The organism is Stenotrophomonas sp. Sm2128 (assembly GCF_030985535.1).
Taxonomy (GTDB): Bacteria; Pseudomonadota; Gammaproteobacteria; order Xanthomonadales; family Xanthomonadaceae; genus Stenotrophomonas; species Stenotrophomonas maltophilia.
Genome location: NZ_JAPTFQ010000085.1, coordinates 1 through 19,060, shown reverse-complemented (window position 1 = coordinate 19,060; position 19,060 = coordinate 1). Strand labels below are relative to the sequence as shown.

General features: G+C 66.6%; 13 protein-coding genes. 10 read left to right on the top strand and 3 right to left on the bottom strand.

The window, feature by feature from the left end:
- Positions 1 to 342 precede the first annotated feature (342 nt).
- Together O0K41_RS19200 and O0K41_RS19195 are read right to left on the bottom strand one after the other, a co-directional pair.
- Positions 343 to 1,437 (bottom strand): dipeptide epimerase, encoded by a 1,095-nt coding sequence (locus O0K41_RS19200; RefSeq protein ID WP_005412042.1) that lies wholly within the window; start codon positions 1,435 to 1,437, stop codon positions 343 to 345.
- Positions 1,438 to 2,874 carry an SH3 domain-containing protein gene (locus O0K41_RS19195; RefSeq protein WP_049440780.1) on the bottom strand — a complete coding sequence of 479 codons (1,437 nt, stop codon included), beginning with the start codon at positions 2,872 to 2,874 and terminating at the stop codon, positions 1,438 to 1,440.
- Between the two features lie 132 nt (positions 2,875 to 3,006).
- On the opposite strand from O0K41_RS19195, the gene O0K41_RS19190 reads away from it, so the two are divergent.
- The 9 genes from O0K41_RS19190 to O0K41_RS19150 all read left to right on the top strand — a co-directional run bounded on the left by O0K41_RS19190 (position 3,007) and on the right by O0K41_RS19150 (position 14,158).
- Positions 3,007 to 4,479, top strand: a complete 1,473-nt coding sequence (locus tag O0K41_RS19190) for a transglutaminase-like domain-containing protein (protein WP_164223301.1) — start codon at positions 3,007 to 3,009, stop codon at positions 4,477 to 4,479.
- Positions 4,480 to 4,530: 51 nt separating this feature from the next.
- Entirely contained in the window at positions 4,531 to 7,554 is a 3,024-nt protein-coding gene (locus tag O0K41_RS19185; RefSeq protein ID WP_005407820.1) for a TonB-dependent receptor, read from the top strand.
- A gap of 55 nt (positions 7,555 to 7,609) precedes the next feature.
- Positions 7,610 to 9,163: a serine hydrolase domain-containing protein gene (locus tag O0K41_RS19180; RefSeq protein ID WP_164223298.1), complete on the top strand. Its 1,554-nt coding sequence runs from the start codon at positions 7,610 to 7,612 to the stop codon at positions 9,161 to 9,163.
- Positions 9,096 to 9,809 carry a M15 family metallopeptidase gene (locus O0K41_RS19175; protein ID WP_164223295.1) on the top strand — a complete coding sequence of 238 codons (714 nt, stop codon included), beginning with the start codon at positions 9,096 to 9,098 and terminating at the stop codon, positions 9,807 to 9,809. Before O0K41_RS19180 ends, O0K41_RS19175 begins: the two co-directional genes overlap by 68 nt.
- 398 nt (positions 9,810 to 10,207) lie before the next feature.
- Entirely contained in the window at positions 10,208 to 10,579 is a 372-nt protein-coding gene (locus O0K41_RS19170) for a hypothetical protein (protein ID WP_012478956.1), read from the top strand.
- A gap of 232 nt (positions 10,580 to 10,811) precedes the next feature.
- Complete coding sequence (locus O0K41_RS19165; RefSeq protein WP_049437070.1) at positions 10,812 to 11,222, top strand: EF-hand domain-containing protein; 411 nt, start codon at positions 10,812 to 10,814, stop codon at positions 11,220 to 11,222.
- A gap of 95 nt (positions 11,223 to 11,317) precedes the next feature.
- Entirely contained in the window at positions 11,318 to 12,070 is a 753-nt protein-coding gene (locus tag O0K41_RS19160; protein WP_109814295.1) for an HAD family hydrolase, read from the top strand.
- Positions 12,071 to 12,101: 31 nt separating this feature from the next.
- On the top strand, positions 12,102 to 12,590 hold the full coding sequence (locus O0K41_RS19155; RefSeq protein ID WP_149500651.1) for a hypothetical protein: 489 nt from the start codon (positions 12,102 to 12,104) through the stop codon (positions 12,588 to 12,590).
- 206 nt (positions 12,591 to 12,796) lie between these two features.
- The gene (locus O0K41_RS19150; RefSeq protein WP_149500652.1) at positions 12,797 to 14,158 is read left to right on the top strand and encodes a VOC family protein; all 1,362 of its coding nucleotides are present in this window, start codon (positions 12,797 to 12,799) and stop codon (positions 14,156 to 14,158) included.
- Positions 14,159 to 14,291: 133 nt separating this feature from the next.
- Here the strand turns inward: O0K41_RS19150 and O0K41_RS19145 are convergent, their stop codons facing one another.
- The gene (locus O0K41_RS19145) at positions 14,292 to 15,806 is read right to left on the bottom strand and encodes an acetyl-CoA hydrolase/transferase family protein (RefSeq protein ID WP_164222404.1); all 1,515 of its coding nucleotides are present in this window, start codon (positions 15,804 to 15,806) and stop codon (positions 14,292 to 14,294) included.
- A gap of 297 nt (positions 15,807 to 16,103) precedes the next feature.
- On the opposite strand from O0K41_RS19145, the gene glnE reads away from it, so the two are divergent.
- Positions 16,104 to 18,899, top strand: coding sequence for a bifunctional [glutamate--ammonia ligase]-adenylyl-L-tyrosine phosphorylase/[glutamate--ammonia-ligase] adenylyltransferase (gene glnE / locus O0K41_RS19140; protein ID WP_164222402.1), 2,796 nt, complete (start codon positions 16,104 to 16,106; stop codon positions 18,897 to 18,899).
- Positions 18,900 to 19,060: the final 161 nt, after the last annotated feature.

The following is a 19,060-nucleotide window of genomic DNA, read 5'->3' as shown; positions in this document are numbered from 1 at the left end:
ACCCCGGACAGATCGCGCGCGTGCCAGCCGCGAAGAGGATACGAGGTAGAGCAGAAGCAGGAGCATCCACGCGTGGCGTGGATCTACCCGGAGCTGTCGTTGAGTCCGCCTTCAAGCGAGCCGAGCACCGCAGGTCCGGCGAGGGCGAAGAGGCGCGGGTGTTTGAGCGCAGCGAGTTCCGCGCCGTCCCTCGACGGACCGAGGAGCGCAGGGTACCGGCGTGCGCAGCACGTCGGCTCGCGGCCGGCGGAGCGTTTCTTTTGGTTACTTTTCTTTCCGCGGAAAGAAAAGTAACGCGCGACCCAGGATCAGTTGAGGACCAAGCCAGCCGCAAGGCGCAAATCACCCCAGCATCTCCAGCCCACGCACCTCAGTAATGCCCAGCCCCGGCACGTCGCTGATGCTGATCTCCGATTCGTTGAAATGCACGCCGCCGCTAACCGGGTCGAACTGGCCCAGCGAGGGACCGTCGAGGTCAACCTTGGTGATCACATCACTCTTGGCCACGGCCAGGTGCACGGCGGCGGCCACGCTGATGCTCGACTCGATCATGCAGCCGATCATGCACGGCACGCCGTAGATGCCGGCGATGTCGGCGATGCGGATCGCGTTGGACAGGCCGCCGGTCTTCATCAGCTTGATGTTGATGATGTCGGCCGCGCGCTGCTGGATCAGGTCCATCACCTGGCTGGGACTGAACACGCTTTCGTCGGCCATCACCGGCGTGTTGACGCGATCGGTGACGTACTTCAGGCCGCTGATGTCAGCCGCCTTCACCGGTTGTTCCAGCAGCTCCAGTACCACGCCGGCCTCTTCCAGCGTACGCATCGCATGCACCGCCTGCTTGGCGGTCCAGCCCTGGTTGGCATCCAGGCGCAGCAGGGCGCGGCCTTCCACGGCGGCATGGATGGCCTTGACCCGTTCGATGTCCAGGCCGATGTCCTTGCCGACCTTGATCTTCAGCGACTCGAAGCCGCGTTCGATCGCCGACAGCGAATCGGCCACCATCTTGTCGATGTAGTCCACGCTGATGGTGATGTCGGTGGTGATCACCGGGTCGCCACCACCGAGCATCTGGTACAGCGGCGCACCGTGCAGCTGCGCCCACAGGTCGTACAGCGCGATCTCCACCGCTGCCTTGGCGCTGGTGTTGCGCTCCATCGCGGTCTGCACCAGCGTGCACAGATGGTTGAGGTTGACCACGTCCTGGCCGATCAGGCGCGGGGCGATGAAGTGGCGGATCGCTTCGATGATCGAGCCGTGCGTATCGCCGGTGATCACCGCGGTGGCCGGGGCTTCACCGTAACCGGTGTTGCCGGTGTCGGTGCGGATCAGTACGACCACGTCTTCCACGGTTTCCACCGTGCGCAGGGCAGTCTTGAACGGCGTCTTCAGCGGCACGCGCAGCATGCCCAGTTCGATGGCAGTGATCTTCATTCAGGGGGTCTTGGCCCGCAGGCGCTGGATGTTGGTGATGCGGTCGATGTAGCGGACGGTATCGCTGGCCATCATCGGCTCCAGCGGCGTGACCGAAACACCATTGAGATGGGCCTGCACACGTCTGCCGTCGGCACCGAACCAGCTGCCGCCCGCCGTATCGTGGATCACCCAGGTGCGGCCGTCGACGTGGCCAATGGCCATCATAACGTGGCCGGGGATGTAGACCAGGTCGCCGACCTGTAGTTCGGTGACCGCACGGTCGCGCGCGGCCTTGCCGACCTTGTCGGTGAACGGCAGGCGATCCAGTGCCGGGCTGACCGCCTGTGCACTGGTATTGCGCGGCAGCAGCACGCCGAAGCTGCGGTAGATCTCGGAGACGAACCCGCTGCAGTCGCGGGTGTCGTAGTCATGGCCCCAGCCGTAGCGCTCGCCCAGGAACTTGAAGGCCTGCTGCAGCAGCAGGCGCGGGGTCAGTGGCAGGTAGTCGGCGGCGGTGTCCTGCGAGCGCGGCAGCAGCGCCGGTACGAGCTTCAGACGCCCATCGGCCTCGCGCACCGGCAACTGCACCACCCACGAGGCATGCGCCTGCTGGCCGTTCACCGGCTCTGACGCAGGCCAGTCGGCCAGCACCGGCAGGCGTACGCCCATGTCCAGCTGCAGGCGCGATACGCGCGGTTCCTCCGGGGTGTAGGCGGTCTGCGCGGTGGCGCCGGTGACAATGCGGTACGGGCCCTTCGTGCCATAGCCGAGCACTGTGGCCTTGTCGCCGCTGGCGATGGCGTCGGCTTCGATCCACGCGCTGTAGCGCTCGCTGTGCACGAACAGCCAGCGGCCGTCGGCACTGCGGTGAACCACCGCGACCTTGTCGCCGGGGAACAGCGCCGATTCCTGGAAGCGGTCGATGTCGGTGTCACCGGCGGTGCTGAAGACGCGCTCGCGGGTGGGGAAGGTACGCAGTGCCGCGCGCTTCACCACCAGCCCATAGGCCGGTGCCACCTGGGCAGGAATCGCATCGAGGCCGAGGTTGGCTTCGATGCCGCTGCGCAGCGCGGGGGCGATGGCCTGGCCCGTCTCGTTGAACAGTGCACGCGTGGGCCAGCTGGACAGCGCGCTGATGCTGGCACGCACCGTCGCCGCATCAAGCTGGGCGGGCAGTGTGGCGATGTCCTGGATATGGCTGTCCTGCGCCCGCATCCGCGCGTTCTGCGCCTCGATCTGTGTGCGATCCAGAATCGGCGCATCAGCGTTGTCCAGGCGCGCGGCCCAGTACTGCGGGGTGAGGTAGGCCTCGTGCAGGCCGATCACATAGGGCAGCGGCGCACCCGGGTCGGGCGGTGGTGCCGCCTGTGCAAAGGCTGGTGCGGCCAGCAGGCACAGGGCCAGGGTCAACCGGCGCGGCCAACGCCGGTGCGGTTCGCGGGAAGCCAGGCTCATGCGGTGCACACCCTCCTCGAATGCCTGTTGGAATATTTATTCCTTTTGGCATCGAAAGCAAGAATAAATTATTGACCGGCATCCCGGCCCGTGTTACACAGCCGTTACCACCCGCGCTGGGGAAGTGTCGCTGTGGATCCTGCCGTTCGCAAACCGCGTCTGCCTGCTGCTGCCGGCCTGTGTGCCGCGCTGCTGCTGTGGGCGTCGGCCACGCAGGCGGCAGACGGGCGCAGCAGCCAGCAGCGTGCGCGCGAAACGCAGGTGATCGACCTGATCGACAGCGGCCGCTTCAGCGACGCCGATGCGCTGCTGGCGGCCGGGAGCGATGCTGCCGAAGGCGCGTTCCAGCGTGAGCGCATGCGCCGCATCCGCCAGGATTTTTCCCTCGACGAAACCGCCGCCAAGGCGGCCGTGCGCCGCTGGATTCCCGACCTGACCGACGAGGAGTTCGCGCGGTGGGATCAACTCGGCCTGATCGAGCATCTCGATATCGATGGCACGCGTTGGTATTTCAAGCGCGCACCGTCGAACCTGTTCCTGCTCAGTGACGAAGCACGCGCACGCCGCCGCGCGGATGCACCGATGTCACCGCCGGGCCCGAACGAAGTGCTCAACGCGCACCACGCGCGCGTGCTTGCCGCGGCCGAACAGAGTGGCCAGGCGTCCGTACTGCCGCAGCGTGTTGAGTTCACTCAGTCGCTCACGGTGAAAGCCGATGCCGTCCCGGCGGGTGAAACCGTACGCGCCTGGATTCCATACCCGCGCGAGATCCCGGGCCAGCAGGAACAGGTGCAGTGGCTGGGCAGCGCCCCGGCCAAGGCACGGGTGGCACCGGCCAGTACCCTGCAGCGCACCGCCTATCTGGAAGCCAAAGCCGTAGCCGGCAAGCCGACCCGGTTCGAGATCCGCTATGCGGTAACGGTCTTCGCGCGACACACCGCGATCGATCCCGCGAAGGTGCAGGCCACCCCGAATGATCCCGCATTGAAGCCCTATCTGGCCGAGCAGCTGCCACATGTGCGCTTCACCCCGGCGCTGAAGCTGTTCTCCGACCAGGTGCTGCAGGGCGAGACTCGCCCCTATGAAGTGGTGCGCAAGCTGTTTGCTGCCGTGGACCGCATTCCATGGGCCGGTGCGCGCGAATACTCGACGCTCAGCAACATCAGCGATTACGGGCTGCGCGCCGGCCATGCCGACTGTGGCCAGCAGACCCTGCTGCTGATTGCGCTGCTGCGCATGAACGGCATTCCTGCACGCTGGCAGTCGGGCATGGTGTTCTCCGACGATGGCAGCGGCTACAACAACCTGCATGACTGGGGACAGGTTTACCTGGCGCCATACGGCTGGCTGCCGATGGACGTGACCACCGGCGCGCTTGCCAGCGATGTGCCTGCACTGCGCGATTTCTATCTGGGTGGCCTCGACGGCTACCGCATTGCTTTCAACGACGATTTCGGCCAGCCCTTCGTGCCGGCCAAGCAGCACTTCCGCTCGGAAACGGTCGACTCGCAGCGCGGCGAGGCCGAGTGGGCAGGCGGCAACCTGTACTTCGACCAATGGAGCTACGACTTCCAGTGGCGGGTACTGCCAGCCAGGCAACGCTAGCGCGACACATCGCATTCCACACCATTCAATTCTTGCAGGAGAGAGCAGGGGATGAAGGCTTACAGCATCAAGCGGGCGGCGTTGTGCGTCGCCCTCGGGGCGTGTCTGGGCGTAGTGCTGCCCGGCATCGCGATGGCACAGAACGTGAGCGGTGCAGTCGCCGGCCGTGCAACCGCCGGTGACCAGGTGACCGTGGTCAGCAGCAGCACCGGCCTGACCCGTACCGTCACCGTAGGCGCCGATGGCAGCTACCGCCTCGGCCAGCTGCCGGTGGGCGACTACCAGCTGCAGCTCAGCCGCGATGGCCAGAAGCTGGGCGACCAGGTATCGGTGAGCGTTGCCGTCGGCGGTACCACCACGGTCAATCTGGGCAGCGGCGGCGGTGTCACCAACCTGGATGCACTGCAGGTGGTTGGCACCCGCGTGGTCAACCGCGTGGATGTGTACTCCACCGAAACCTCGTTCAACATCAACCGCCAGGAGATCTCGCGGCTGCCGGTAGCGCAGGACCTGTCCGCGGTCGCGCTGATGGCGCCGGGCGTGGTCGGCGGCAACTCGTCATTCGGAGGCCTGTCGTTCGCCGGTTCATCGGTGGCCGAGAATGCGGTCTTCATCAACGGCCTGAATGTCACCGACATGTATACCCGTCGTGGCTTCAGCACCGCGCCGTTCGCCTTCTTCAAGGAATTCCAGGTCAAGACCGGTGGCTACTCGGTCGAGTTCGGCCGCTCCACCGGTGGCGTGATCAATGCAGTGACCCGTTCGGGCAGCAACGAGTTCGAAGGCGGCATTGAAGTCACCGCCGAGCCCAGTGCGTGGCGCGCCAGTGGCGGCGATCATTTCCACCGCGACGGCACCCCGCATTCCTACGGAAGCCGCGACAACAACTCCTTCCTGAAGACCAACGTCTGGGGTTCGGGGCCGATCGTCAAGGACAAGCTGTTCCTGTTCGCGATGTACGAGGACCGCAGCGACAAGGGCCACAACACCTCATCCGATGGCAGTACCTGGTTCAAGAACGACTCCGGCAACGGCTTCTGGGGTACCAAGCTGGACTGGAACATCAACGACAACCACAGCCTGGCGCTGCTGGCGTTCTCCGACGAGGGCGATGTCACCAACGCGTCGTACGGCTACAACTGGAATGCGGACCGGATCGGTTCCTGGGGCGGCGACTCGGTCACCGAGACCGGCGGCCGCAACTGGTCGGCCACCTACACCGGCCACTTCGGCCAGAATTTCACCGCGCGCGCCATGGTCGGCCAGAACAAGCAGCGTGCCTTCACCAATTCGTCGCTGGACCAGGCCTGCAGCCCGGTGTTCACCGACAGCACCTACGGCCCGCGGCTGGGCAAGCTGCAGGGGCTGCGCGCGGGCTGCCACCCGACCGGCGCGGCGGTGGCCGAGCGCGATGACACCCGCGATGTCGCGCGCCTGGATTTCGAATGGCAGCTCGGTGATCACCTGCTGCGCTTCGGTGTCGACCGCGAACTGATGACCACCAAGCAGTCCACCCGTTATCCAGGGCCGACCGAGCTGAGCTACACCGCCTACGTGGCGCGGCCCGGCGATGAAGTGTGGGATGGCGCAAACGCCTACGTACCGGCTGGCGTCACCGAGATGCTGCGCGCTCGCAACCGCCGCTCCGGCGGCACCTTCGAGACCGAGGCCAATGCCTTCTATCTGGAAGACATCTGGAACATCACCCCGAATCTGATGCTGAACCTCGGCGTGCGCTGGGACCGCTTCGAGAACCGCACCGCCGCCGGCAAGGCGTTCATCAAGATGGACGACCTGATCGCGCCACGCGTCGGTTTCTCGTGGGACATGCGCGGTGACGGCAGCACCAAGCTGTTCGGCAACGCCGGCCGTTACTACCTGCCGGTCACCAACAACATCAACGTGAACTTCGCCGGTGGCCTGACCGACGAATACAGCTATTACGTGCTGAACGGCTGGGAGCAGAAAACCTCGCCGACCGGTTCGCCGTACATGGCACCGATTGTCGGCCAGCAGATCGGGCCGACCGACACCCGCATGAACACCGGCGGTGCCGACCTGCGCCAGAGCGTGGACCGCGACCTGAAGGCGGTCTACCAGGACGAATACATCCTGGGCTTCCAGAACATGATCAACCAGGCCTGGTCGTGGGGCGTCAACGCCACCTACCGGCGCATGACCCGCGCGCTGGATGACATCCGCATCAACTACACCCCGTGCGGCCCGACCCCCAGCACGCTGTGGCCGATCGCCAACCCGGGCGAGAGCCTGACGATCTGGGGCGACAAGAGCATCGGTTGCGCCAACGAAGGCTGGATCACCATCGACACCGCCAACAGCGGCTATCGAAAGGGCGGCAGTGGCGAGGTGATCGGTTACTCCAAGCCCAAGCGCACCTACAAGGCGCTGGAGTTCCAGATCGACCGTGCGTGGGACGAGAAGTGGATGTTCAACGCGTCCTATCTGTGGTCGAAGAGCGAGGGCAACTTCGAAGGCCCGGTAAACTCCGATACCAACTACGGCGACACCGGCATGGTGCAGTTCTGGGACCACCCGGCCACCAACGAACGTTATGGCGTGCTGTTCAACGATTTCCGCCATCAGTTCAAGCTGCGTGCCGCGTATGCGCTGAACAAGCAGTGGTCGTTCGGCACCACGCTTCAGGTGCAGTCCGGTGGCCCGATCACCGCCTACGGCGTGATGTGGCCGAACGACTCCATCGCCGGTGGCAGCACGTCCAGTGAAGGCAGTGGTGGTGGCACCGGTTGGCTGTGCGTGGCCAACTGTTCGGGCCCGTACAACCAGCGCCAGTTCGAGTACAGCCCGCGCGGCGCGTTTGGTCGCCTGCCGTGGACCTGGACCATGGGCGCCAACGTGACCTGGCGCCTGCCGGTGGAGGGCATCGACCTCAGCGCCCGGTTGTCGGTGTACAACCTGTTCAACAACCAGAAGACCATCAACGTGCACCAGCGCTACGAGGCGCAGCCCGGCCAGTATCGCGAGGCGACGTTCGCTACCGGTACGCGCTGGCAGGCACCGCGCTACACCCAGCTGGTGGTGACCTGGAACTTCTGAGGCCACGACCCGCGCCGTCCACCGTGACGGCGCGGGCAATGGAGGGGGCACCCGCATGCATCATCTGCTGATCCTCGCGGCGGCACTGGCCGCACCGTCCGCTTCGTCGGTCGACAGTGCAGCCATCGAGGCCGACATCGCCACCGTGGTCCGGGCCGAGCATCTGCCCGGGATGGCGCTGGCGGTGGTCGAGAATGGGCAGGTTGTCTATCGCCACGCGGCCGGCGCGCGCGGTGACGGCGGCCGCATCGACGAGGACACGCTGTTCAAGATCGCCTCCAACAGCAAGGCGATGACCGCCGCACTGCTGGCGCGGTTGGTGCAGCAGGGCACGCTGCGCTGGGATGATCCGGTGCAGCGGCATCTGCCGGGCTTCCGCATGCACGATGCGTGGGTGGGCGCGCAGATGCAGGTGCGCGACCTGCTGATCCACAACAGTGGCCTTGGCCTGGGCGCCGGTGACCTGATGCTGTGGCCGGAGCCGAACGCGTTCACCCGTGCCGACATCATTGCGGGGCTGGCGCACCTGAAACCGGTCAGCAGCTTCCGCAGCCACTATGCCTACGACAACCTGATGTATGTGGTGGCCGGCGAGGTGGCGGCGGCAGCGGGTGGCAAGCCGTATGACCAGCTGATGCGCGAGCAGGTGTTCGAACCACTGGCCATGACGCGCTGCCAGGTGGGTGCGTGGTCGGTGAAACGCGTGGGCAACGTGGCACAGCCGCATGCCTGGCGTGGTGAACGCAACGAGGTGGTGAACGCCGATGCTGCAATCAGCCCGGACTTGCCCTCGATGGCGGCGGGTGGCATTCGTTGTTCGCTGCGTGACATGACACGCTGGATGCAGGTACTGCTCGATCCCGCGCTGGTGCCGGACTGGCTGGGCAGCGAGCAGCGGCGCACGCTGTGGACCCTGCACATGCCGATGCCGTTGGGTGAACGCCAGCGGCGCTGGGACAACGCGCATTTCTACGGTTATGGATATGGCTGGCGGGTGTCGGACATGGACGGGCAGTGGAAGGTGGCGCATACCGGCACGTTGTCGGGCATGTACTCGTCGCTGGCATTGCTTCCTGACCGCAGGGTCGGCGTGGTGATGCTGATCAACGGCGAAGGCGAGGATGCACGCACGGCGCTGATGCAGGCCATGCTGAAGCGCTTCACCGCACCAGACGATGCGCGCCCGGCGATGGAGTACCTGGCCGAACTGAAGGCTGACCGGGCAGCGCAGGCAGCATCTGGCCATCAACGGCCAGCGGCCACCGCCGCACAGCCGGCACGCGGCAATGACCTGCCGCGTTGGCAGGGCCGCTACTCCGACCCCTGGCTGGGCCCGGCTTCGCTGTGCCTGGGCAAGGATGGCCTGCGCTTCAGCGTGGACAAGTCGCCCAGGCTGCAAGCGGCCGTGCTGCAACTGCAGGGGCGCTGGCTGCTGCGCTGGGATACGCTGGGTGACGAGGCGCAGGCGTGGCTGCAGCCGGGCGAGGGCCCGGCACCGACACTGGACCTGCGTGCCATCGATCCGGAAATCGACTTCAGCTATGACTTCCAGGACCTGCATTTCACTCGTACTGGCGACTGCCCTGGCGGCGACCGCCGACGCCGCTGAGCCGCCGCGCGTTTCGCCGGCCACCGATGCGGCCAGCGCCGGATTGGTGGAAATCCGCACATTGTCGCCAGGCATCGACATGGACATCCGATACGCCAATGCCAACAACTTCACCGGCGCGCGCGTGCCCGGCTATGAGGCGCCATCCTGCTACCTGCTGGCGCCCGTGGCGAAAGCGCTGGCGCAGGTAGAACAGGATCTGCGCGCGCAGGGATTTGGCCTGCGCCTCTACGACTGCTACCGGCCGGTGCGCTCGGTGCAGGCCTTCATGGCCTGGGTGAACGATCCGCGCGAACTCTCGCGCAAGGCACAGCAGTACCCGGACCTGGACAAGCCACGGCTGCTGGCCGACGGCTACATCGCCGAGCGTTCTGGCCATAGTCGTGGCGCCACGGTTGATCTTGGCCTGCTGGATTGCCGCACTGGCGCCTGCACGCCGCTGGACATGGGTACCGACTTCGATTTCTTTGGCCCGCGCGCGCATACCCGGACGAGCGGGCTGAGCACTGTGCAGCAGGCGAACCGCCAGCAGCTGGTGCAGGCGATGGCACGCCACGGCTTCGTCAACTATCCGCAGGAGTGGTGGCACTACACCCTGCAGCCCGAACCGAATCCCGGCACCGCGTACGACGTCCCGGTACGGTAGGGGTATCGGCAGGGCTGCGCCCTGCACCCGCGGTAGTGCCGGCCGCTGGCCGGCAACATCAGACGCAACAGCAACAGCGTGCGTTCCGTGGGTTGGCTGGGCGGTGCCGGAGTGCGGGGACGCCGTAAATCCGTCCATGGAGGCTTGGCAGCCGCATCCATGCGGCTGACACCCCGCACTCCGGCACCGCCCAGCCTCTGACAGTTTCCCGCGCGGTCCGTTGTAGAGCCGAGTCCATGCTCGGCTGCTCTTTGTTCGTCGGCTGCTTCTTGTTCAATCGTCGAGATACTCGATCTCGATGGAGATTCATCCACGCATGGCATGGATCTACTGTGGCTACCGGATTGGGTCCGGGGTAGATCCCTTACACTGGCCGCCTCTTCATCCCTGCCCACCCGATGAACCTTCCCCTGCACTTCGGCCTGCTCGGTACCCTGGAAGCCGGCGCCATCGCCCTGCTGGTCGGGCTGCTGGTGTACTTCCTGTGGTCGCAGCTGTGCCGGCTCCTGCACTGGACCGCGGGTCACGCGATCGGGTGGTCCTGTGTCATCGCCGTGATCATCTCCGCCGGCATCGATGCATGGAAGCTGTTCTACATGGGCATCGTGCGGCTGGAGTCGCCGCTGTACGCGCGCCTGTTCCTGGCCACCATCCACGATCCGAACGAACTCGGCAGCCGCGTGGTGCTGGAAATCGCCGGTGCGCTCGCCGGTGTTGCGCTGGGGTGGGTGTTGTTCAGTTCGCGGTCATCGGAAAAAACCGTCGACTGACGCAGGTTTTTCGTTGGTTGCCGGTTAAATCCGGCAGCGCTGAATGCGCATCTTATGAGCTGCTCACTTGCTGCTAACCACCGCGCTAATGCATGCGCGGGGGCGAGTGGTTAATGGCGCGTGTTGACGCGGGTCGCGGGGCAAAATCGATTCAGAAACGGGGTGGCAGGGTAGGTGCCGTGCGGAGACAACACGCCGCGCAACACCACCCAATTGGCAGGAGACACCCCTGATGACTATTCGCAACCGCAAGCCCCTGATCGCCCTGATCGTCGCCGCTGGCAGCGTGCTGGCCATTCCGGCGATGGCCCAGTCGGCCAAGCAGCAGGCGGCGCATGCGCAGAACGAGGCCGCACAGGCCCAGCAGGCGGCTGCACAGGCCGGCCAGGCCGCCGACCAGGCGACCAACGCTGCCGCAGCCGCATCGGCGCAGGCCAACGGCGGTGGCCAGACCTGGGCCAGCATCGATACCGATGGCAACGGCACCATCAGCAAGACCGAGGCGCAGGTGAACGCGGGCCTGGCCCAGGTGTTCGACCAGGCTGATACCAACAAGGACGGCGAGCTGAGCGCCGATGAGTACAAGGCCTACGTGGCCGCGCAGCAGGCCGGTGCGGGTGCCGGCGCGGCCCAGGGCCGCTGATCCACACCTGATTCGGGAAGACCGGTGCATGGGGACCCGGGCGGCTGCGGCCGCCTGGGTTTTTCTCGTCATCGCCACCCCTGTATCCTTGGCCGATGAACACCTCCACGCCTGCGCCGTCGCGCGCCATCGGCCTGGTCGGTTTTGACGGTGACGATACGCTGTGGAAGAGCGAGGACTACTACCGCAAGGCCGAGCAGGATTACCTTGACCTGCTGTCGCGCTACGTCGACGTGCATGACACCCAGACCGCGCGCCACCTGCTGGAAGTGCAGCAGCGCCACCTGGGCACCTTCGGCTACGGCGTGAAGAGCATGACCCTGTCGATGATCGAAGCGGCCATCGACATCACCGCTCAGCGCATCGAGGCCAAGGACATCCAGCGCATTCTGGACATCGGCCACGACACCCTGCGCCACCCGGTCGAGCTGATCGACGGTGTGCGCGAAGCCGTGGCGGCCATCGCCGAGCACTACCCGGTGGTGCTGATCACCAAGGGCGACCTGTTCCACCAGGAAGCCAAGATCAAGGTCGCCAACCTGGGCGAGCTGTTCCCGCGCATCGAGATCGTCTCGGAGAAGGACCCGGAAACCTACGCCCGCGTGCTGGCCGAATTCGATCTGCCGATGCAGCGCTTCGTGATGGTCGGCAACTCGCTGCGTTCGGACATCGAGCCGGTGGTCACCCTCGGTGGCTGGGGCGTGCATACCCCGTATGCAGTGACCTGGGCACACGAGACCCAGCACGGCGTGGCCGACGATGAACCGCGCATGGTCACCGCCGATACCGCCCACGACTGGCCGGCCGCACTGGCGGCGATCGAAGCCAAGGCCGCTGCGGCGGCCTGACAGGGCCCGGCGGCTGCGGCAGAATCGGGGCATGAATTACCGACTGCGCGTGTTGCTGTTGTCCCTGCTGCTGGTGCCGGCCACCGTGCTGGCCCAGCAGACCGCCGAGCGTTCGGCAGCCTACGAGGTGGAGACCGGTGACAGCTGGGTCGATGCCCAGCTGCAGGACATCAACCATTACGCCGAACGCTACCCCGACGCCTTCCTCGACGAGGTCTCGCGCTATGCCGGCGTGCCGCGCGGCTATATCAGCGCGCTGTTCACCACCCATGGCTGGCAGGCCGGGGACATCTACTTCGCCTGTTTCTGGGCCAAGGCCAGTGGCCAGACCTGCCGCGACAGCGTGCGCGCCTTCAGCCAGGACCCGCAGGGCGGCTGGGAGGCGGTGGTGAAGCGCATGCCCACCACGCCGGACAACCTGCATTACCGCGCCGTGCGCCATGCCATCGTGGCCAGCTACCAGCACTGGGACCGGCCGATCACCCTGGATGCCACCCTGAAGCGCCAGCTCAAGCGGTAGTGCCGGCCGCTGGCTGATTCTGGTGGGTGCGAACCTTGGTTCGCACGCCTTTTGCTCCTTCCCCCGCCAGATCAGTGCGAACCAAGGTTCGCGCCCACCAGGCCTGCCCGGGCCAGGCGCCATGTTGCTCTGCATATCGCCGCCGCCGCGCGCTCCGGCGACAATACGGGTCCGAGCTGTTCCCCGTTCCCGTAATCGAGTGACTGATGAGCGCCTCTTTCGTTTCGCCTGATGTGATCCGCCGCCTGTTCGCACAGGCCATGTCCCGCATGTACCGCACCGAAGTGCCGTTGTACGGCACGCTGGTGGAACTGGTGGAGCGGATCAACGCGCAGGTGCTGGAGCAGGACCCGGCGCTGGCCGCGCAGCTGCAGCGCAACGACGAGCGCGCACGCCTGGATGAAGAGCGCCATGGCGCGATCCGCGTCGGCACCGTGCAGGAACTGGCGACGCTGCGCCGCCTGTTCGCCGTGATGGGCATGTACCCGGTCGGCTACTACGACCTGTCGGTCGCGGGCGTGCCGGTGCATTCCACCGCGTTCCGCCCGCTTACCGGCGCCGCGCTGGCACAGAATCCATTCCGCGTGTTCACCTCGCTGCTGCGCCTGGAGCTGATCGAAGACGAAGCGCTGCGTGCCGAATCGGCGAAGATCCTTGCGCGCCGCCGCATCTTCACCGAGGGCGCGCTGGCGCTGATCGACCAGGCCGAGCGTGACGGTGGCCTGGCGCAGGCCGATGCCGAGCGCTTCGTCGAGCAAGCACTGGAAACCTTCCGTTGGCACGGCGATGCCACGGTCGACCTGCCGACCTACCACGCGCTGCACAACGCGCATCGGCTGGTGGCCGACGTGGTCAGTTTCCGCGGCCCGCACATCAATCACCTGACCCCGCGCACGCTGGACATCGACGCGGCGCAGGCGGCGATGATCGAACACGGCATGGCGGCGAAGGCGGTGATTGAAGGCCCGCCGCGCCGTGCTTGCCCGATCCTGCTGCGCCAGACCAGCTTCAAGGCGCTGGAAGAGGCAGTGCATTTCCCGGATGCGGAAGGTGGCGATGCCGGCACGCATACCGCGCGCTTCGGCGAGATCGAGCAACGCGGCCTTGCGCTGACCCCGAAGGGCCGCGCGCTGTACGACCAGCTGCTGTCGCAGGCACGCGATGCCGGTGGTGAAGGCAGCACCGGTGGCGACTACGGCCAGCGCCTGCAGGCGGTGTTCACCAGCTTCCCGGATGACCATGACACGCTGCGCCAGGAAGGCCTGGGGTATTACCGCTACCAGTTGACCGACGCCGGCCGTGCCGCACCGGAGCGCGTGGCCGATTTGCCGGCCGAGGTGCTGGTGGCCGCCGGCTTGGCCACAGCCGACCCGATCGTCTACGAGGATTTCCTGCCGGTCAGTGCCGCGGGCATCTTCCAGTCGAACCTGGGTGGTGAAGAGCAGCGTGCCTATGCCGCACATGCCAACCGCGAGGCCTTCGAGCAGGCCTTGGGCGTGGCGGTGAATGACGAGTTCGAGATCTACGAGCGGCTGCAGGCCGAGTCGCTGGCGGCGCTGCGCGGGTAAACGGCTTGCCGTGGAGCCGAGCGTGGGCTCGGCTCTACAGAGATTCTGCGGAGCGGGCGCTTGTAGAGCCGAGCCATGCTCGGCTGCACAGGGAAGGAGAGTCGAGCATGGCTCGACTCTACAGCCGCGGGCGTCAGCCCCTCATCGTGCCGGTATCCAGCCAGCGCTGGTGCCACGACAGCGCTTCCGGCAGCAGGTGCGGGGTGTGCTTGCCGTAGCTCTCGCGGCTGGCACGGTCGAAGTAGTCCTGCAGCTGCGGGCGGAAATCCGGGTGCGCGCAGTTGTCGATCAGCACCTGCGCGCGCTTGCGCGGAGTCAGCCCACGCAGATCGGCCAGGCCCTGTTCGGTGACGATCACCGACACGTCGTGCTCGGTGTGGTCGACATGGCTGGCCATCGGCACGATCGCCGAGATGGTGCCGTTCTTGGCGGTGGACGGGCTGAGGAACGCCGACAGGAAACCGTTGCGGGCGAAGTCGCCGGAACCGCCGATGCCGTTCATGATCCGCGTGCCCATCACGTGCGTCGAATTGACGTTGCCGTAGATGTCCACCTCGATCATGCCGTTCATGCCGATGCAGCCCAGGCGGCGCACCAGTTCCGGATGGTTGGAGATTTCCTGCGTGCGCATGATGATGCGCTCGCGGTAGAAATCGATGTTCTCCTTGAACGTCTCGTTGGCCTGCGGGCTCAGCGCGAAGCCGGTGCACGAAGCGTAGCTCAGCACGCCATCACGCAGCAGGTCGAGCATGCCGTCCTGGATCACTTCGGTGAACGCGGCCAGGTCGCGGAAACCGCTCTTGGCCAGGCCGGCCAGCACCGCGTTGGGAATGTTGCCCACGCCCGACTGCAGCGGCAGCAGGTTCGGCGGCAGGCGGCCCTTCTTCACCTCATGCTTGAGGAACTCGATCAGGTGCGAGGCGATCTGTTCGCTGGTCGCATCGATCGGGCTGAACGGGCTGTTGCGGTCCGGGCCGTTGGTACGCACCACGGCCACGATCTTGTCCGGGTCGCAGCGCAGCGCGGTGTCGCCGATGCGGTCGTTAGCGTTCACCAGCGGAATCGGCTTGCGGTGCGGCGGCAGCGCGGTGCCGTAGTAGATGTCATGCATGCCGTCGACGCCGGCCGGCTGCCATTCGTTGACCTCGACGATCACCTTCCTGGCCAGGTCCAGCCAGGTCTTGTTGTTGCCGACCGAGGTGGATGGCACCAGCGAGCCGTCCTCGCGGATGGCCGAGACTTCGATCACGGCGGTATCGATCTCGCCGTAGAAGCCGAACCACACGTGCTGGGCAACGTGGCTGAGGTGGATGTCGATGTAGTCCAGCTTGCCCTCGTTGATGCGGTTGCGCGCATCCGGGTCGCTCTGGAACGGCATGCGCATGGCGATGCCATCGGCTTTGGCCAGCGCGCCATCGAGTTCCGGCGCGGTGGAGGCGCCGGTCATCAGCTTGATCTGGAAAGGGTTGCCCTGGGCATGCACCGCTTCGATGCGGCGGGCCAGTTCGACGGGAACGGCCTTGGGATACCCGGAGCCGGTAAAGCCGCTCATGGCCACGGTTTCACCGGGCTGGATCAGCGCGGCTGCGGCCTCTGCGGAGGCCACGCGGTCACGGAGACGCGCGTTGGCGATGCGATCAACAGACATGACGACACGTGTTGCTGGGGGGAATTCCGATTATCGGCCATCCTCATCCGTACGGGGGGTTCTACCTTCGTGGAATGGCTTTTCCCCAGGGGCTCACCCAAACCCGTCGGTTTTGTTTTGCAGTGCAGCGTGCAAAGTGCTTTCGCAGCCCGCACGATGGCCCTGCATCCCGACGTGGGGGAGGGAGCAGAGCCCGCTGGCAGTTCGCTGCAAGCGGGCTTTTTTATTGCCTGTCGCCCAGTATGAATACGCGGTTCCCACTATCGGTAGTGCCGGCCGGGTCGATACAATCAGCCCATGACGCTCGCCACCGCTGACCTGCCCGCCTCCCTGCAGCCCCTTGTCGACCGCGCCCTGGCGCGTCTGGCCCAGGTCCTGCCCGAGCCCATCCCGGCCGACCTGCTGCCGTTGCTGACCCGGCTGGCGGTGGCCAGCGACTTCGCGCTGGACACCCTGGTGCGTCAACCCGCGCTGCTGGCGCAGCTGGCCGCGCCCGGCTGCCCGCCGATCCCGGCGCCGGTGCTCGACCCGCTGCAGCCCAGCGACTGGCCGGCACAGCTGCGGCGCTGGCGTGCGGCGATGTCCACACGGCTGATCTGGCGCGACCTTGCCGGGCTGGACGACGTGGCGCAGACCCTGGCCGGCGCCACCACCCTGGCCGAAGACTGCCTGCGGCTTGCGCTGGAGGCCCTGCAGCAGGAATTCGCCCAGCGCCATGGGGTCATCGCCGATGACCAAGGCACGCCGCAGCAGCTGGTCGTGTTCGGCCTCGGCAAGCTGGGCGGCGGCGAGCTCAACTTCAGTTCCGATATCGATCTGGTCTACGCCTATCCGCACGGCGGCGAATCCGATGGCCCGCGCGCGCTGGCCGCCGAAGAGTATTTCGCCCGCCTCGGCCAGCGCCTGGCCAAGCTGCTGGACGAAACCACCGTCGATGGCTTCAGCCACCGTGTCGACCTGCGCCTGCGCCCGTTCGGCAGCGCCGGCCGCGTCGCGCTGTCGTTCGCGGCGATGGACCAGTATTTCCAGCGCGAGGGCCGCGACTGGGAACGCTACGCGTGGCTGAAGGCGCGCGCGGTGGCCGGCGATATCGCCGCCGGTGAAGCGTGGCTGCAGACCCTGCGCCCGTTCGTGTACCGCCGCTACCTCGATTTCACCGCGCTCGATGGCCTGCGCGAAATGAAGGCGGCGATCACCGCCGAGGTCGCGCGCCGCGAGTTGCACGAGGACATCAAGCGTGGCGCCGGTGGCATCCGCGAAATCGAATTCCTGTGCCAGGCACTGCAGCTGATCCGCGGTGGCCGTGAACCGGCACTGCGCGAGCGTCGCCTGCTGGTGGCGCTGGATGCACTGGTTGCCGCCGGACAGATCGCGCCCGAGGATGGCGCCGCACTGCGCGAGGCTTACCTGTTCCTGCGCCGGCTGGAGAACCGCCTGCAGATGCTGCGCGACGCGCAGACCCACGTACTGCCCAGCGACGTGCTGGACCGCGAACGCATTGCCGTCGGCCTCGGCTATGCGGACTGGAACGTGCTGCGCGCGGCGTTGGCCGAACAGCAGCAGCGGGTCAGTACTGAATTCGCCGCGCTGCTGGCGCCGCGCAAGGGCCAGGCCGCGCCCGACGCGCTGGCCAACTACTGGCGCAGCCTGCCCGAAGGCAGCAACGCACCACTGCTGGCCGAAGCCGGTTTCCTCGATGCCAACGGCGCCGACCAGTCGCTGCGCGATTTCGCCCAGGGCACCGGCGTGAAGTCCTTGTCCGATGCGGCGCGTGCGCGGCTGGATCGCGTGCTGCCGGCACTGCTGCATGCGGCCACGCGCTCGCCACAACCCGACGCCGCGCTCAAGCGTGTGCTTGGCCTGCTGCAGGCGGTGCTGCGCCGGACCAGCTATCTCGCGCTGCTGGACGAGCAGCCCAGTGCGCTGGCGCGGCTGGTGGATGTGCTGGCGCGCAGCGCGCTGCTGGCCGAGCGCCTGGCGGCGTATCCGCTGCTGTTGGACGAACTGCTGGACGTACGCGTGTCCGGTCCGATGCCGGATGCCGCCGGCATGCTGGCCGAGTGCCAGCAGGTGCTGGCGGTGGAGGATCCCGAATCCGCGCTGCGCTGGCTCAACGAGACGCGGCTGGCGCTCAGCTTCCGCATGGCGATGGCCACGCTGGATGGCCGCCAGGGCGCGGTGGACAGCACCCGGCAACTGGCTGAACTGGCGCAGGCGGTGGTGGTCACCGTGCTGGCGATGGCCGAAGCGGACATGCACGCCGCACACGGCGGGATTCCCGGCGGACGTTTCGCGATCATCGGCTACGGCAGCCTGGGTGGGCTTGAACTGGGCTTCGGTTCCGATCTGGACCTGGTATTCCTGCACGACAACCCGGCCGGCGTGGATGCCAGTGATGGCGCCCGCCCGCTGGAGCCTGCCCGCTGGTATGCACGCCTGGCGCAGAAAGTGATGGCTCTGCTCGGCGCGGTTACCGCCGCCGGCCGCCTGTACGACATCGACGTGCGCCTGCGCCCCGATGGTGGCAAGGGTTCGCTGGTGTCTTCGCTGGCCAGCTACACCGAATACCAGCGCGAACGCGCATGGACCTGGGAACACCAAGCCCTGGTGCGCGCGCGTGGCGTGGCCGGCGATGCCAGCCTGCTGGCCGACTTCGAGCAGGTGCGTGCACAGACGCTTGGGCGTGAGCGCGACACGGGTGTGCTGTATGCCGACGTGCTGAAGATGCGCGGCCGTATGCGCACCGAGCTGGACCGCAGCGATGCCGCACGACTGGACCTGAAGCAGGGTGCCGGCGGCGTAGTGGACCTGGAGTTCCTGCTGCAGACCGGCGTGCTGGCGCGCAGTGCGCAGCATGCGGCGCTGCTGCAGCCTCGCGATACGCCGTCGTTGATCGATGCGCTGGCGGCTGTCGGTTTCCTGCCGGATGCCACCGCGCAGGCACTGCACGGCGCGCATGCCACGCTGTTGGACGTGGGCCTGGCCTGCACGCTGGATCGGCGCCCGCGGTTGGCGCCGACCACGCCCGCGATTGACGACGCGTGTGCCGCGATTACGGCAGCGTGCAGAGCCGCGGAGCTGCCGTTCGCCTGAGCGGGGGCAAATGCTGCAACCACTTTGGGTGGGTGCGGACCGTTGGTCGGCACCCACCGGATCAATGGCCCTGAGATGGCCCGCTTCTGGTAGGTGCCGACCGTTGGTCGGCACAATCTGTCGGCAGCGATGAGTTCTGCAGGGCGTGCCGACCAACGGTC

What these genes read in the sequence shown, in the direction of transcription:
- O0K41_RS19200 (WP_005412042.1), bottom strand. Translation starts at nt 1,437, where the DNA reads ATGAAGATCACTGCCATCGAACTGGGCATGCTGCGCGTGCCGCTGAAG.
- O0K41_RS19195 (WP_049440780.1), bottom strand. Translation starts at nt 2,874, where the DNA reads ATGAGCCTGGCTTCCCGCGAACCGCACCGGCGTTGGCCGCGCCGGTTG.
- O0K41_RS19185 (WP_005407820.1), top strand. Translation starts at nt 4,531, where the DNA reads ATGAAGGCTTACAGCATCAAGCGGGCGGCGTTGTGCGTCGCCCTCGGG.
- O0K41_RS19180 (WP_164223298.1), top strand. Translation starts at nt 7,610, where the DNA reads ATGCATCATCTGCTGATCCTCGCGGCGGCACTGGCCGCACCGTCCGCT.
- O0K41_RS19175 (WP_164223295.1), top strand. Translation starts at nt 9,096, where the DNA reads ATGACTTCCAGGACCTGCATTTCACTCGTACTGGCGACTGCCCTGGCG.
- O0K41_RS19170 (WP_012478956.1), top strand. Translation starts at nt 10,208, where the DNA reads ATGAACCTTCCCCTGCACTTCGGCCTGCTCGGTACCCTGGAAGCCGGC.
- O0K41_RS19165 (WP_049437070.1), top strand. Translation starts at nt 10,812, where the DNA reads ATGACTATTCGCAACCGCAAGCCCCTGATCGCCCTGATCGTCGCCGCT.
- O0K41_RS19160 (WP_109814295.1), top strand. Translation starts at nt 11,318, where the DNA reads ATGAACACCTCCACGCCTGCGCCGTCGCGCGCCATCGGCCTGGTCGGT.
- O0K41_RS19155 (WP_149500651.1), top strand. Translation starts at nt 12,102, where the DNA reads ATGAATTACCGACTGCGCGTGTTGCTGTTGTCCCTGCTGCTGGTGCCG.
- O0K41_RS19150 (WP_149500652.1), top strand. Translation starts at nt 12,797, where the DNA reads ATGAGCGCCTCTTTCGTTTCGCCTGATGTGATCCGCCGCCTGTTCGCA.
- O0K41_RS19145 (WP_164222404.1), bottom strand. Translation starts at nt 15,806, where the DNA reads ATGTCTGTTGATCGCATCGCCAACGCGCGTCTCCGTGACCGCGTGGCC.
- glnE (WP_164222402.1), top strand. Translation starts at nt 16,104, where the DNA reads ATGACGCTCGCCACCGCTGACCTGCCCGCCTCCCTGCAGCCCCTTGTC.